We start from the raw sequence: 14,254 nt of genomic DNA on the forward strand, positions 1-14,254 counted from the left end.
TCATCAGCATATCTGACAACTCTAACTATACTAATTTTTGGCTGCCCTGAATACAAATAAATATAGCACTCGGGGCAGTTGTGTAAAATTATCTGTTAAAAAGGAAGCACTGGAGCTTCGCATAGGGAACAGGAATCGTAGTTTCATACTTTCTGGGAAAAGTTAATAGCCTTTAATTTTATACCCTACTAATAATTTTATACCCTACTAAACTTTTAAATAATTACCTTTTCTTCAAAAAAGAGGATTGACTAAAAAAATATAAGAATTATTTTTTTTATTAAAAGGAGAGTCTTAAAACCTAAAAATATTAATTATTCAGTGAATTTATTGAGTTTTTAATAATCTCTCTTGGTGCGGGTTCCTTTAATACTTTAGTCGTCGCGGGGTCTACTGTTTTTTTGCCTAGTTGATTCAGTCTACAATTCTTGTATTGATTAGTGTAATCTATCAGCCATCGGTGAACCTTTCCCAAAAGGTAGCTTGCCTTCCTTAATAGTTTATCTTTTTTGCCCAAAGAAAATTAACATCTTTGTTCTAGTACAACACAAAGCTTTTTTAATTTATTACACTTGATACTTTTATTCTCCATCTATCTAATAGTTTAGATAAATGTTTATAATTAATTGATTACTTAGCTTCATTTAATTTAACACTTTGTACAAATTATGATTTTGATTTACTTTTAATTTATCATCAATTATGAACAATATTTTATTGATTTATTTCCCAAATATACTGCTAGCGTTACTAAGTTTCTCTCCTTTAGTGTGCTAGAAAAATTATTAATTTCTTATATAATTACGGGTGGTTATAGAGTCATATATTATGCACAGTTTATTCTACAGTAAATCAAAGATAATATTGGGAGCCTTCTAAATATAGTAATTATGAACTTCACTTTATAATTAAGACAAAATAAAAAAAAATCATTCCCTGATAATAATATAGATTATAATTTTACGTTTAGTTAAACTTTAAACTATTGAAGCAAATTATCTATAACACTGAATTGATTGATACAGAATTATTAATTTGTATTAAATACGTTTTTTTTGTATCAACCTATACTTGAAATCTTAAAAAAAACCTTTACTAGAAAAAGTCAAAAAAAAACACCTGTAATCTAAAAACTGTACTTAAAATTTAGTAGAGAAACTCAGGGAAGTCAAAAGATTATGGGACAGCAAAAATTTGGTGTTATCGGTCTAGCTGTAATGGGAGAAAACCTAGCTCTCAACGTAGAACGCAATGGATTTCCCATCTCCGTATACAATCGCAGTAGCGATAAAACCGAGAAATTTATGGCAGAGCGGGCACAAGGTAAAAACGTCCATGCTGCTTACACTCTAGAAGATTTTGTCCAATCTCTAGAAAGACCCCGCAGAATCCTAGTTATGGTAAAAGCAGGAGGACCAGTTGATAAAGTCATCGAACAACTAAAACCTCTCCTAGACAAAGATGATATGATTATCGACGGTGGTAACTCCCTCTACGAAGACACAGAACGTCGCACTAAAGATTTAGAATCCACCGGACTAGGTTTCATGGGGATGGGAGTTAGTGGTGGTGAAGAAGGAGCTTTATGGGGACCTAGTTTAATGCCAGGCGGTACAGAGGCTTCCTACAAAGAGTTAGAAGCAATTTTAACTAAAATAGCAGCTCAAGTTGATGATGGTCCTTGTGTCACTTACATCGGTCCTGGTGGTGCTGGTCATTATGTAAAAATGGTACACAACGGCATTGAGTACGGCGATATGCAGTTAATTGCTGAAGCTTATGACTTACTCAAAAATGCTGTTGGTATTAGTAACGAACAACTCCATGAAATTTTTGCTGAGTGGAATAAAACTCCTGAGTTGGAATCTTTCTTAATTGAAATTACCGCCGACATCTTTACCAAGAAAGATACTGAAACTAGCAATCATCTAGTTGATATGATTATTGACTCTGCTGGACAAAAAGGTACAGGTAGATGGACGGTAATTAATGCTTTAGAGTTGGGTGTTGCTGTTCCAACTATTACCGCTGCTGTTAATGCTCGGATTATGTCTGGTATTAAGGATGAGCGTGTAGCAGCTTCTAAAGAATTAACAGGTCCGACTGGTAAGTATGAAGGCGATGCCCAAGCTATGATTAACAAAGTGCGGGATGCTTTGTATTGTTCTAAGATTTGTTCTTATGCTCAAGCTATGGCATTGTTGGCTGCCGCATCCAAGGAATTTAATTACAATCTGAATTTGGGTGAGTCGGCGCGAATTTGGAAAGGTGGTTGTATTATTCGGGCTGGATTTTTGAATAAAATTAAGAAAGCTTTTGATGAAAATCCTGGTCTACCTAATTTATTGTTAGCACCAGAGTTTAAGCAGACTATTCTCGATCGCCAAGATGCTTGGAGGGAAGTTGTTGCCACTGCTGCTAATTTAGGATTACCTGTTCCTGCCTTTAGTGCTTCTCTGGATTATTTTGATAGTTATCGTCGAGCAACTTTACCTCAAAACTTGACTCAGGCTCAACGGGATTATTTCGGCGCTCACACTTATGAGCGCACTGATAAACCTCGTGGTGAATTCTTCCACACTGAGTGGCCTAGTAAGTAATTCTTTCTGTCTGTTTGACATACTCCCGACGTTGCTCTTACGGGACAACGCGGGATTCTTCAACTCGCAAGTAAACGAATCGCAGTTTCGTGTGAGGTGATGTTCTCCCCCTGTGTTGATAATAATCCTATTTTCTGTATCAGAAGTGCTGAGTTATAGATTAAAGTCAACGACTCCCTCACCAGAGGCGTTGCTCTCCAAAACGGAGCGTGAAAATTTCTCTTCACTCCGCTCCTCAATGAAACGGGACTTGCCAAGTCTACCTCACCACCAACATATCTTCTATCCAACGATAATTCTTTGGAATATCAAACAGTGGTTTGGGCTTGACACTATGTACAGTCAGATTTTGTGCCATAACTTCTATCAATGAAAGTCTTAGTATCGTGGCAGTGTCGATGGAGTAATTGCCAGTTTTTATATTCATCCTTTCCGCCTAATGACTTAGGGACGATATGGTCAAGTTAGATAATGTCTCCATCTTGAAAATGTAATCCACAGTAGAGGCATATTCCTTTTTGCTTCTTTTGTATCTTTATCCTGAACGACATTTACCTGCTTTATAATAGCTTTGGCTGACCAAGATTTAACGAGCAACTTTTGGAGTTTGTGAACTAATGCTACGTTGCCACAACGAGACGCTTGAATAAATCCGTTTCTGTAGCTTAAAGACCATCCTTTCCAACTTTCGCCAGGGGATGTCCTTCCATTTATACATCGGTGTTAACTCAGTGTTCATAACATTACTTGCTACTAACAGGCTTATCTTCCGTTACATCGTGAGTCTGTGAGCGTATCCCAACCATTACAGCTAGGCGTTCGCTTTCTGACCCAATCTTTCCTCAGTACTACCTAGTTTCCTAGAGTTTGCGTCTTGGTTGACTACTGTGGGTATCGACCTCCTCACAGAGTAAATACCAGGGTTATTTTGTTCCGAATAATCATTGTTTTATCCGCTTAGGATGGAACTATCCGCCTTTGCGAGGAAGTGCTTATCAACTAGAAGAGAACTCTGTTGATTCCTAATATTTGTGACCTTTTGGTTCGCCTAGCGTATCAATCTCTTTTCGCTAGTAACTAGCGTAGACGGTTCTATTGTTCCTTCATTTGTGTTATCCATACGGACTTGCTCAGTCTGCATTGACCGCGAGATTAGGTATACTTTTGACGTTTTATCCCCGCTTTATGGATTGATGACCATTCTCTACCATAGGGGATATGCTTTTACTCCCGCACCTGGAGAGTGGGACTTAAGTATTCTTGGATACTGGCTTTCACCCACATGGTTATTCAGTTGACATCTGCATAGGATTTTAAGTGCGGGACTCCGTTGGGAGGATGTCAATAAAGGGGAAATAATTAAAATTATCTCGGAATCACGGTGCAAATATTGCACGCTAAAAAACTTAACTAGCTATCAGTTTGTCCGTTCTGGAATGCTCCGCAAACAGCATTTAGCTGTCAGTTCTCAAATTCGAGGGTTTAAACTCCCCCAAGAGGAGCGAAAAAGCCCGTGATGCGTGTTAACGGGGGATTAAAACCCCCATTATACAAGCAACTAGAAGCTGATTGCTAATAGCTGAGTGCTGAGTGCTACCTCAATATTGAGGTACAGAAGAATCTATTTCCTGACTCCAGGCAGTAATTCCACCTTTGAGATTAGTACCCTCAATACCATTCTCCTTCAGAATACCTAACGCTTTAGCCGATCGCCCACCCATCTTACAATGAGCAATTAAACGATGACCATTCATTAATTCCTTAACCTTTTCCACACCAGAACCCTGCTCAATATCTGGCAATGGTACTAAAACAGACCCAGGAATTTTGGCAATTTCATATTCGTGGGGGTTCCGCACGTCAACTAAGACAAAATCATCCGCTCCACTATCTAATAACTGCTTCAAGTCTTGAACCGTCATTTCTGGAATAGCCATCTTACTTTCTGCCTCCTGTGCTTTAGCTTGAGGAATGCCACAAAACTGTTCATAATCAATCAACTTTTCAATAACTGGTCGTACTGGATTAGGACGCAGTTTCAATTCCCGGAAAGTCATATCTAGAGAATTATAAAGTAACAATCTACCACTCAAAGTTGTACCTTCACCCAAAACAATTTTGATAGTTTCCGTTGCTTGGATAACTCCAATCATTCCTGGCAAAATACCTAACACACCACCCTCTGCACAAGAAGGTACCATTCCTGGAGGCGGGGGTTCGGGGTAAAGGTCGCGGTAGTTAGGTCCACCCTCATAATTAAAGACAGTTGCCTGACCCTCAAAACGGAAAATTGAGCCATAGACATTAGGTTTGTTCAGAAGCACACAAGCATCATTAACCAAATAACGAGTCGGGAAATTATCAGTACCATCAACAACTACATCATAAGACTTGAGAATGTCGAGGGCATTTTCAGAACTTAACCGAGTTTCGTAAAGGTCAACCTGACAGTGAGGATTAATTTCGTGAATCCGATTTTTGGCAGATTCAATTTTTGGCTTACCCACCCAGGAAGTACCATGAATAACCTGTCGTTGTAAATTGGAATGATCGACAATATCGAAATCTACAATTCCAATATTTCCAATTCCTGCTGCTGCTAGATATAACAATAGTGGAGAACCAAGACCGCCTGTGCCTATACATAGAACTTTGGCTGCCTTAAGACGTTTTTGACCATCTAATCCTACTTCCGGTAGAATCAGGTGGCGCGAGTAACGTTGATACTCTTCTGTATTTAACTGGATTTGTTCCAGATTGGGATTTAACATGACAATTTAGGTCTAAAAATTTCTTAGATAAATTATGTGAGGTTTTGTACAGTAGAAAACCTAAACAATTCCGGCAAAGTTAGGTCAAACCTGGTAATGCCAGTCTTGATGTTTATTTCTTGCTTCAAACTAGGATTCTTCCCATTTACAAGCATAATTTCGGGTGCAGCCCACCCTAGTTAATTGATTTACTTCCCTATATTGGGATAATACAACTCCTAAAATTACCTACATTAAACCCGCTATATATCTTATTGCTTATCTTTTAATAATTTCTTCTGTTTGAAATTGACGATTATCGTCAAGAGACCAACTAAGAAAGTCAATCGTTTTACCTTGTTGAACAGAAAGGATAATGTAGGAATATTCTGGCCAGGCGTAGGTACGGTCAAATTCTGAGGGGATGGCTGGATGGTCTGGGTGGGAATGATAGATGGCAATGATGGATAGGTGGCGTTCTCTTGCGGATTTCATTGCTTTGAGCATTAGTTCTGAGGATATGGCATATCTTTTTTCTTCTGTAAATTCTTTTTGTTCCGGCCAATATTCATCTGCTTCTGCTTCCCAGGCATTTTCAGCAGGCCAGACTTCTATAACTGTTTTTGTCTGTTGGTTTTGCTCACCTAATAGTAAGCCACAACATTCATTTGGGTAGGAGGTTTCGGCGTGGGTAGAAATTTTTTGGAAGTGGGAGGGAGGGAGTATTAGGGGCATTTGTTTCAATAAGTAGGGAAATGAAAAAAAGGAAACAGAAAATAATAAGTATGCTCAAAGTTTGATAAGCGACATTAATAATTGTGGTCTATTTACTTAACTGTTAAATATTATAAGTGTTTTAATATTTCTCCCTATTAATACATATTTACCTAACCACAAAAGTACGAACATCACGAATAACTAATTGATTTTCATCTTCAAGCAAATTTCCAGTACAAATAATTGGAGTTTGGTCTAGATTTGCCTGAAAAGCTTTTTTATAGTCTGCGCGATTTAACTCAATTACTACTTCTGACTCTTCTGTATTTGGCTGGATGGATGTAATGATAGTTACTCGTCCTTTTTTATCTTCTTCTCCCCATTCAAGTTTGATAACTTTTCCCTCAACCTTCTCTAGAGATTCTGTCTGAGATGGTTCTTGAAAAAGTGGAGATAATTTTCTTTTTCTTCCTTTTTCTCTTTCCTGAAAGTAAGTTACTACTTTTTTAGATTTGAGTTTTTCTTTTGCCTCTTTTAATTTAGGTAAAGCATCAACATCTATGCTGATTTCAGAGCGAAAATTGGAGGGAAGTTCAGTATTCTTTGAGCGACTTAAATTAAATTTAATTCCTTCTTTACTAACTCCTTGACTCATTTTAAAAATTGCATCACAGAAATTGGAACTAATTCCTGTCTCTACAATTTCTACTAGCTGTTCCCCCTCCTCTATATTTTCAGGAAAATTATTAGTTATCTCTAAAGCATTAAATAGTTTTTTGATAACTTGTCTTTCAAAATTATCAGACAAAGGGTCGGAAACTGGGGATATTATTTTAATAATGTAACTACCTGGTTCAGTTTGACCTATTCGTAATCTTTCCATATAGTCTGTAACTTTTTTAGACCTGCCTCCTTGAAAAAAAGGTCTAGGATTAACAACCGAAGATGAAATAGAATACATCAATTGTTTAGTTGAATCAAAAAGTCTAATTCCATCATCTAAATGAATAGTATTATCTGTTAGATCGGGATAGTCAACTCTAATTCTAATAATATCTAAATTAATATTATTGATTTCATTTATAATCTCAATTATGGGGCGATTTTCTACAATAGATAGGGTGTGCAAAACTTCACTAATCCGAATAGCATAATCTTGAAGACTAGACTGTAAAGGTAGTAAAATTTCATAGTAGTTATCTTCATTATCTTCCTCTGAATGTAGAATCCAAATAGAAGCTTTGTCAGATATTTTTATTTCCTGATTCCATCCTTTTAAATTTAGATAACTAGAAACATATTTGGGATTAATTTCTTTTAGAAAATTAGGATTTCTAATAATTTCTTTTCTGGTCATGGCGCATCTCCTTAATAGCTGCCTACAGGCTCACACGCCTACTGTGGCCTCCAATCATCCTATGTTTAGCGGTCGATTAAACCATGGCGTAATTTCCCGGAGCTTTGAATGATTTTAGTAAAGCTATTGAGCTGATACCGGATTTTATTGAAGCTTATTATAATCGTGGTATTTTACGAATTGAATTAGCAGAATATCAAGGAGTAATTGAGGATTTTACTAATGTAATTAATCTCGATCCTAGTCGCATTGAAGCTTATTATAATCGAGGAAATATTAATAGTATTATTGGTAATTATCAAGTAGCAATTGCGGATTTAAATAAAGTAATTGAATTAGAGCAAAACTTATTTTATGTCTATAGTAATCGTGGTGTTGCTCGTTCTGGAATAGGAGACGCACAAGGTGCAATTGCCGATTTTTATAAAGTAATATAATTAGAGTAAAATGCTGTGGATGCTTATAATAATCGGGGAATTATTCGGCGGAAATTAGGAGATTATCCAGGAGCTATTGCTGATTATTCTAAAGTAATTGAACTGAAACCTAATGATGCTAAAACTTATTTTAATCTGGGAGTTGCTAGGACTGAATTTGGAGATAAACAGGGGGCAATAGAGGATTATAATTGGGCAATTAAACTTAACCCCAATTATGCTAAAACTTATCTAAATCGAGGTAATATTTGGCAAAATTTGGGGAATTATCAGCAAGCAATAGCAGATTTTTCTCAAGCAATTAAATCAAATCCTGAGTTGGCAGATGCTTATAATAATCGGGGTAATATCCGCCGTTTATTGGGAGACGAGTGGGGAGCAATTATTGATTACAACCGGGCGTTAGGAATTGAATCAAATTTACCAGATGCTTACAATAATCGAGGGAATGCTTATAGTTCTTTGGGAAATTATCGGGAGGCAATTTCTAATTACGACCGGGCTTTAAAACTTAATCCAGAACTATTTTTGACTTATCATAATCGGGGTGCTGCTTATTTAGAATTAGGAGATTATGAAGCGGCTTTAGCAGACCTTAATCGAGCCATTGAATTGCAGCCTAATTTTGCTAATGCTTATGAAAGTCGTGGAATTGTATATGAGCAGTTAGGAAATTTGCCAAAAGCTCTGGAAGATTTACAGAAAGCTGCTGAATTGTTTGTAGAAGAAGAGAAAAATTTAGAGTATGAAAGGGTTAAAGAAGTTATTGATAAAATTGAGCGGAATGCTGATATTAAATCAATTTAATAGGGATTTGGGTAAGTTTAACTTTAAAAGCATTTATTTGTTTAATTTTATCTGGTTCAACATCTCCAAAAAATCGATAAGTAACCTCACCAACAACTCCAATAAACTTACTTCGAGAATCAGCAACAATTTCTGTATTAATATCGAAATAACTAGGATATATCGAGTCAAGCGGAATTTAAAAAAATTCCATCCCACTATATTGATCCCAACGATTCAATAAAGAATTAAACACACAATCTTTAGTAGGCATCGGCGTATCATAACTCCCTTGTCGAAAACAAGTAGGAGTAGCAAAATTTAGGGTAATAATTCTCTGAGAATCAGAAGCATTTTCATAGATTTATTGATAAGAAAAAGAGCCTACCCAAGGTCAATCGGGTTTCGGCGTACTAAGAATATTAATAATGTTTAAATTTGCCAGACCTAAATGCCAAGGTTTTTCAGGATTAATATTCAACCAAAGTTGAGTTAATTCGCTGAATAAATTGTCATCTAAAAGAGATACACGCCACCAACAATTAGTACCTGGTGGAATAAATTTTTTATGTTGCCATTGGAGAGTATGGTCGCGACTTTTTGAGGAGCGTTTTTGAGTTTGTAAATGACTAACAGTAAAAGGTTTATTACCAGTAGATTCATGGAGGCGATCGCCTAAATTTCTATCGACGGAACTAACTAAAGTTAAGAACAAAGCATGGAGATGTCTGCCTGTTAGATATTTGGTAGGAATGGGAGATTTAGGGGTTAGGTTGAGGACGAGACTATAGGGCATGGGAAATTAAAAGTCAAAAGTTAAAAGTCAAAAGTTAAAAGTAAGATTTTAGGTACTGGTGTACAAGTAGTAGTATCCTAAAAAAAATCAAGTAGTCAAATGCTATAAATGTCCCGTTTAGCAAAAGTTTTTTTCATAAATAATTTTCCCATCTCGTGCCACATAAAAACCTAATGGTGGAGAACATTTGTTGAGTTATACCACATCAATAATATCGCTGTTAATTTGAAAAATATTTCCCAATCCTATCGGAACTTCAAACCAAGCAAAAGTATTATCTCTCATCATATTTTTGCAAATTTATTCATCATCATATGGTGCAGCAAAATCCCAGTCACTTTTGGCGTGAGTATCCCCTCTAACGCGAGACACAAATAATACCAATATTTTCAGGTAAGGGATTTTTTGGGTAGTTGGGGAGAGAGTTTTTTTAAGTCGGAAAATGATTGTGTTTTCATCTTTAATATGTTCTGAGAAATTGCAAATTTTGACAAAAATGGTTCTACAGGTTCTTGCACAAAGCAACAAAGCCCTTAAGAACCCTAGTATGGATTAATTATCTATATCTTGATACTAATTTAGATTGCCCGCTTCACATTTTTACAGTGATAACTAATTGCTTGTACTGTTACCTCAAAACGTTCGGCAAGTTCTTTAAGAGATACTCCTATAGCATAATCATTTTGAATTTTTTTGATTTGCTGTGGGTTAAGTTTTCGAGTTTTTGACTCAAACAACCGATCAATATTTACATCTTCTGGCTCAGGTAATTCGTATTTGCGTTTAGCAGCATTGATAGAGATGTCGTGCGCTTCAGACAAATTACCTGTATAAAGCTCAGTTGTCATACGCTCAACAAAACCTACAGCTTCAAGTCCCAAAGCTTCAGGAATATGATTACGAGCAATGCGTGGAGTACCATCTATTGTCTCCCATTCTAGGCGCATTTCAGATGCAAGTTTGCCAAATAGTTTGATATAGGTATAGTCAGTCCAGTAGGCAGGTGACTCTCGAATTTCAGCAATAAAGCGAGCATAGGGCAACCGTTCATGTTTATTCCTCAAACGAGCCTCTAACCACTGATGTAGCGCTTCACTGTCAGCTTTTGTGTAAACTCCTTGGATCGCAGTGTATGCCTGGGCATAAAAACCTTCGGTGGCAAACCACTTAAGAAAGTCTTTGATCTTGTCTTGCGTTCCATTGGGTAGCCTTCTTTCTGTGAGAAGTTCAAAAGCAAGATCAATAAACTCTGATACCTCTAGAACTTTATGATAGGGGCTTGTAAGATTACCATAACCCTGTTTTTTATCGTCTTCATCAAATGGTAAGTGATATACTGCAAATCGCTTTTTGTTCTTTTTCATCAAATGGTAAGTGATATACTGCAAATCGCTTTTTATTCTTTGGTAATTCAAAATACTCAATTATGTCGGTGCTATGAAAGTCACCAGGATTTTCATTACGGGTCTGGCGTGTCCACTTCGCTAACTGCTTATAAGTAATGCCAGCATATTCATTTGACATTCGGAAGTTCAAACCTATGTTGGGTTTATTATGCCCAAAAGCATGAGGATTGATAATAATAGCCTCAAACTTCCGGTTTTTGTATCTCAGATTTAGACGTTGCCCTGGTCTTAAGTCCATGTTTGTTTTTTCCTTCTAAATTGATTAAGTAGCAGGGAAAGCTCTTGCATTAAATATTGAGGTTTATGTAAAGCTTTTCGCATCAGTCGTACAGCGACCAAACCAATACCTTTAGCTACTAACTTAGTAATTCCAGAGTAGGGCTAGGATTACGTGTTCATGAACTCACTTGCGATCGCTACTCTCTTGAGACTTTTCCCACACCTTATTACGATAGACAATTCTTGAAAAAACGTCAACTTTATAATTGGGTTCATAGTATTTAACCGCTTTAAATGCTAAATGACCAATAAAAATAACATCTATAACCAATAATTTTGAGACCAAATTCACTTTTTTTTACTTCTGACTTCTGACTTCCGTAAGACGTTCCATGGAACGTCCCTACAGTAGTCTACCCAAATGAAAGCCTCTGTAAAACTAAGACAACGCAATATTCTTCCTTCTGCTATAAAAAAAACCACCCCCAATCAATGGAGGTGGCCCAAACACAATACACACTATTTACAGCAGTCAAAGGAAAGGAGGCAGATAGATCGAGAGCTGAAAACTAAGACAACACAATATTTTCCTTCTTCCTTCTTCCTTCTTCCTTCTTCAAACCTAGTAATCGAAATCTCCACCGCCCATACCAGCGCCAGCAGGAGCACCTTCCTTGGGTTCAGGTTTGTCAACAACAATACACTCAGTTGTCAACACCATACCAGCAATAGAAGCAGCGTTTTGTAGAGCAGAACGAGTTACCTTAGCAGGGTCAACAATACCAGCTTCAAACAAATCTATAAAGTCGTTAGTAGCAGCATTGTAACCAGTATTAAAATCTTTCTCTCTCACGCGCTCGGCAATCACAGCACCATTCTGGCCGGCATTTTCAGCAATGCGCTTTAGAGGAGCTAACAAAGCACGACTCACAATTAAAGCACCAGTTAACTCTTCTGCTTGCAAATTCTCATTTGCCCAATTTTCTAGATCGGGAGCTAGGTGAGCTAGAGTTGTACCGCCACCAGGAACAATACCTTCTTCTACAGCAGCTTTAGTTGCGTTGATAGCGTCTTCCAAGCGTAATTTGCGGTCTTTCATTTCTGTTTCAGTAGCAGCACCAACTTTGATTACAGCTACCCCACCAGCTAACTTAGCTAAACGCTCTTGTAACTTCTCTTTGTCGTAGGAAGATTCAGTTTCTTCCATCTGACGGCGAATTTGGTCGCAACGAGATTTAACTTCTTTTTCGTTACCTTCAGCAACGATGGTAGTGTTGTCCTTGGTGATGTTGATGCGACGAGCTTTACCAAGCATATCTAGTTTGGTGCTTTCTAGTTTCAAACCAGCATCTTCAGTAATAACTTGACCGCCAGTTAATACAGCAATATCTTCTAACATTGCTTTACGGCGATCGCCAAAACCAGGAGCTTTCACAGCAGCTACATTCAACACACCCCGCAAACGGTTAACAACCAGAGTAGCTAAAGCTTCTTTCTCAATATCTTCAGCTAAGATTAATAAAGGTTTGCCAGAACGAGCTACTTGTTCTAATACTGGTACTAAATCTTGTACTAAAGCAATTTTCTTATCAGTAATTAGAATCATTGGTTCTTCGAGTACCGCTTCCATCCGCTCCATATCTGTTGCAAAGTAGGGAGAGATGTAGCCTTTGTCGAAGCGCATACCTTCAGTAATTTCTAGTTCGGTCTGCATTGACTTCCCTTCTTCTAGGGAAATTACGCCTTCCTTGCCCACTTTATCCATTGCTTGGGCAATCATATTACCCACTTCTTCATCGTTACCAGCAGAGATGGAACCAACTTGAGCGATCGCCTTAGAATCTTCAATTTGACGAGCGTGAGATGCAATTTTTTCTACCAAGAAACCTGCTGCTTTATCAACACCGCGCTTGATGGCAATGGGGTTAGCACCTGCAGCTACGTTCCTTAGACCCTCTTTTACAATTGCGTGAGCTAAAACGGTGGCTGTAGTAGTACCGTCACCTGCTGCGTCATTGGTTTTGGAAGCTGCTTGACGAATTAGAGCAACTCCTGTATTTTCAATATGGTCTTCTAGTTCGATTTCTTTAGCGATTGTCACACCATCGTTAACGATTTGAGGAGCGCCAAATTTTTTCTCTAGAACTACGTTCCTACCTTTTGGACCGAGTGTTACTGCTACAGACTCAGCTAGAATATCCATACCTCTTTCGAGGGCGCGACGAGCATTTTCGTTGTAGATAATACGTTTAGCCATAGTTGTAATTCTTATTGATTAGTAATTGTGGATTTGACATCTCCAGGGGTTGAAACACCCTGAATTCTGTGTAAAAAAACACCACAAAAGGGATAAATCCACTTTTGCTTCCAGCCTGTCAACAGACTTCTAGACTCCTCGGGATAGACAAAAATCTATACTGTGAGCTTGCTTTGAGAGTGGTTTCACTCAAGGTATTGGAGCAATCTTCTCGCTGCTCTATTTGTTATTTTATTGATAATTGTTGTTTTAGCACTTTGGCAAACATCAAATAGGTCGAAGAAGTTTGCTAGTGCTATGGAACAACTTGATAATTCTTAGTTAACAATTGCGAGAATATCTTTTTCTGCAAGTAGCACATACTCATCGCCACCGAGTTTGATATCTGTTCCGGCGTATTTGGAGTACAGCACTTTGTCTCCGACTTTAACTTCCATTTCTGCGCGGGAACCATCGTCATTGCGCTTACCAGGACCAGCAGCAGCAACTTCTCCTACTTGGGGTTTTTCTTTTGCATTGTCAGGTAGAAGAATACCACCTGCTGTTTTTTCTTCAGCTGCACTAACTTTGACAAATACGCGATCGCCTAAAGGCTTAACAGTAGAAACACTCAATGTTACGGCTGCCATTGTTTTCCCTCCAGATAAATTTGATTTTTCCTGAGAGGCTAGAATCTGAAGCTAAATTACCCGCTTCGTTTTCTTTTTTAGCACTCTCACTACCTGAGTGCTAATTTAGCTGAATAGGAGTTGCCATTGCAACTGATGAAACTGTACGGGTTCCCGAACTGAGGGATTTGGTTTTTGGTGGTGGTGCATAGTAATGGTAAAGGAAGCACCGGGAGTGTGGGGGAATGGGAGATGAGGAGTGTGGGAGAAATTAAAAAATATGTATTCTACAATTACCATGCAAGACTATCGGTTTTTTCA

General features: G+C 37.7%; 14 protein-coding genes. 3 read left to right on the forward strand and 11 right to left on the reverse strand.

Annotated features, from left to right (window positions below; translation table 11 throughout):
- Positions 1–1,178: 1,178 nt before the first annotated feature.
- The gene (gene gnd / locus F6K13_RS01190) at positions 1,179–2,600 is read left to right on the forward strand and encodes a decarboxylating NADP(+)-dependent phosphogluconate dehydrogenase (RefSeq protein WP_287286694.1); all 1,422 of its coding nucleotides are present in this window, start codon (positions 1,179–1,181) and stop codon (positions 2,598–2,600) included.
- 332 nt (positions 2,601–2,932) lie between these two features.
- Here gnd and F6K13_RS35740 read toward each other — a convergent pair whose 3' ends face one another.
- The 4 genes from F6K13_RS35740 to F6K13_RS01215 form a co-directional block, all read right to left on the reverse strand.
- On the reverse strand, positions 2,933–3,055 hold the full coding sequence (locus F6K13_RS35740; protein ID WP_124144289.1) for an HNH endonuclease: 123 nt from the start codon (positions 3,053–3,055) through the stop codon (positions 2,933–2,935).
- Between the two features lie 1,143 nt (positions 3,056–4,198).
- Positions 4,199–5,371: a molybdopterin-synthase adenylyltransferase MoeB gene (gene moeB, locus F6K13_RS01205; protein ID WP_124144283.1), complete on the reverse strand. Its 1,173-nt coding sequence runs from the start codon at positions 5,369–5,371 to the stop codon at positions 4,199–4,201.
- 258 nt (positions 5,372–5,629) lie between these two features.
- The gene (locus F6K13_RS01210) at positions 5,630–6,085 is read right to left on the reverse strand and encodes a Mov34/MPN/PAD-1 family protein (protein ID WP_124144282.1); all 456 of its coding nucleotides are present in this window, start codon (positions 6,083–6,085) and stop codon (positions 5,630–5,632) included.
- Between the two features lie 148 nt (positions 6,086–6,233).
- Positions 6,234–7,424, reverse strand: a complete 1,191-nt coding sequence (locus tag F6K13_RS01215) for a hypothetical protein (protein WP_124144281.1) — start codon at positions 7,422–7,424, stop codon at positions 6,234–6,236.
- A gap of 104 nt (positions 7,425–7,528) precedes the next feature.
- Between F6K13_RS01215 and F6K13_RS01220 the strand changes: the two genes are divergently transcribed.
- A complete protein-coding gene (locus F6K13_RS01220; RefSeq protein ID WP_287286695.1) occupies positions 7,529–7,861 on the forward strand; it encodes a hypothetical protein in 333 nt (110 codons plus the stop codon).
- Positions 7,862–7,876: 15 nt separating this feature from the next.
- On the forward strand, positions 7,877–8,668 hold the full coding sequence (locus F6K13_RS01225) for a tetratricopeptide repeat protein (protein ID WP_124147418.1): 792 nt from the start codon (positions 7,877–7,879) through the stop codon (positions 8,666–8,668).
- Positions 8,669–8,846: 178 nt separating this feature from the next.
- Here the strand turns inward: F6K13_RS01225 and cas6 are convergent, their stop codons facing one another.
- From cas6 to groES, 7 genes are all read right to left on the reverse strand, one after another.
- Positions 8,847–9,011, reverse strand: coding sequence for a CRISPR system precrRNA processing endoribonuclease RAMP protein Cas6 (gene cas6, locus F6K13_RS01230; RefSeq protein WP_339379426.1), 165 nt, complete (start codon positions 9,009–9,011; stop codon positions 8,847–8,849).
- Between the two features lie 30 nt (positions 9,012–9,041).
- Positions 9,042–9,443: a hypothetical protein gene (locus F6K13_RS01235; protein WP_240039183.1), complete on the reverse strand. Its 402-nt coding sequence runs from the start codon at positions 9,441–9,443 to the stop codon at positions 9,042–9,044.
- Positions 9,444–10,021: 578 nt separating this feature from the next.
- Complete coding sequence (locus tag F6K13_RS01240) at positions 10,022–10,810, reverse strand: hypothetical protein (RefSeq protein ID WP_161564728.1); 789 nt, start codon at positions 10,808–10,810, stop codon at positions 10,022–10,024.
- Positions 10,761–11,087 (reverse strand): hypothetical protein, encoded by a 327-nt coding sequence (locus F6K13_RS01245; protein WP_124147416.1) that lies wholly within the window; start codon positions 11,085–11,087, stop codon positions 10,761–10,763. Before F6K13_RS01245 ends, F6K13_RS01240 begins: the two co-directional genes overlap by 50 nt.
- Before the next feature lie 165 nt (positions 11,088–11,252).
- The gene (locus F6K13_RS01250) at positions 11,253–11,420 is read right to left on the reverse strand and encodes a hypothetical protein (RefSeq protein WP_161564727.1); all 168 of its coding nucleotides are present in this window, start codon (positions 11,418–11,420) and stop codon (positions 11,253–11,255) included.
- A gap of 270 nt (positions 11,421–11,690) precedes the next feature.
- On the reverse strand, positions 11,691–13,325 hold the full coding sequence (groL, locus tag F6K13_RS01255) for a chaperonin GroEL (RefSeq protein WP_124147415.1): 1,635 nt from the start codon (positions 13,323–13,325) through the stop codon (positions 11,691–11,693).
- Between the two features lie 317 nt (positions 13,326–13,642).
- On the reverse strand, positions 13,643–13,954 hold the full coding sequence (gene groES, locus F6K13_RS01260; RefSeq protein ID WP_124147414.1) for a co-chaperone GroES: 312 nt from the start codon (positions 13,952–13,954) through the stop codon (positions 13,643–13,645).
- Positions 13,955–14,254: the final 300 nt, after the last annotated feature.

Source organism: Okeania sp. SIO2B9, from assembly GCF_010672505.1.
GTDB classification, from domain to species: Bacteria; Cyanobacteriota; Cyanobacteriia; order Cyanobacteriales; family Microcoleaceae; genus Okeania; species Okeania hirsuta.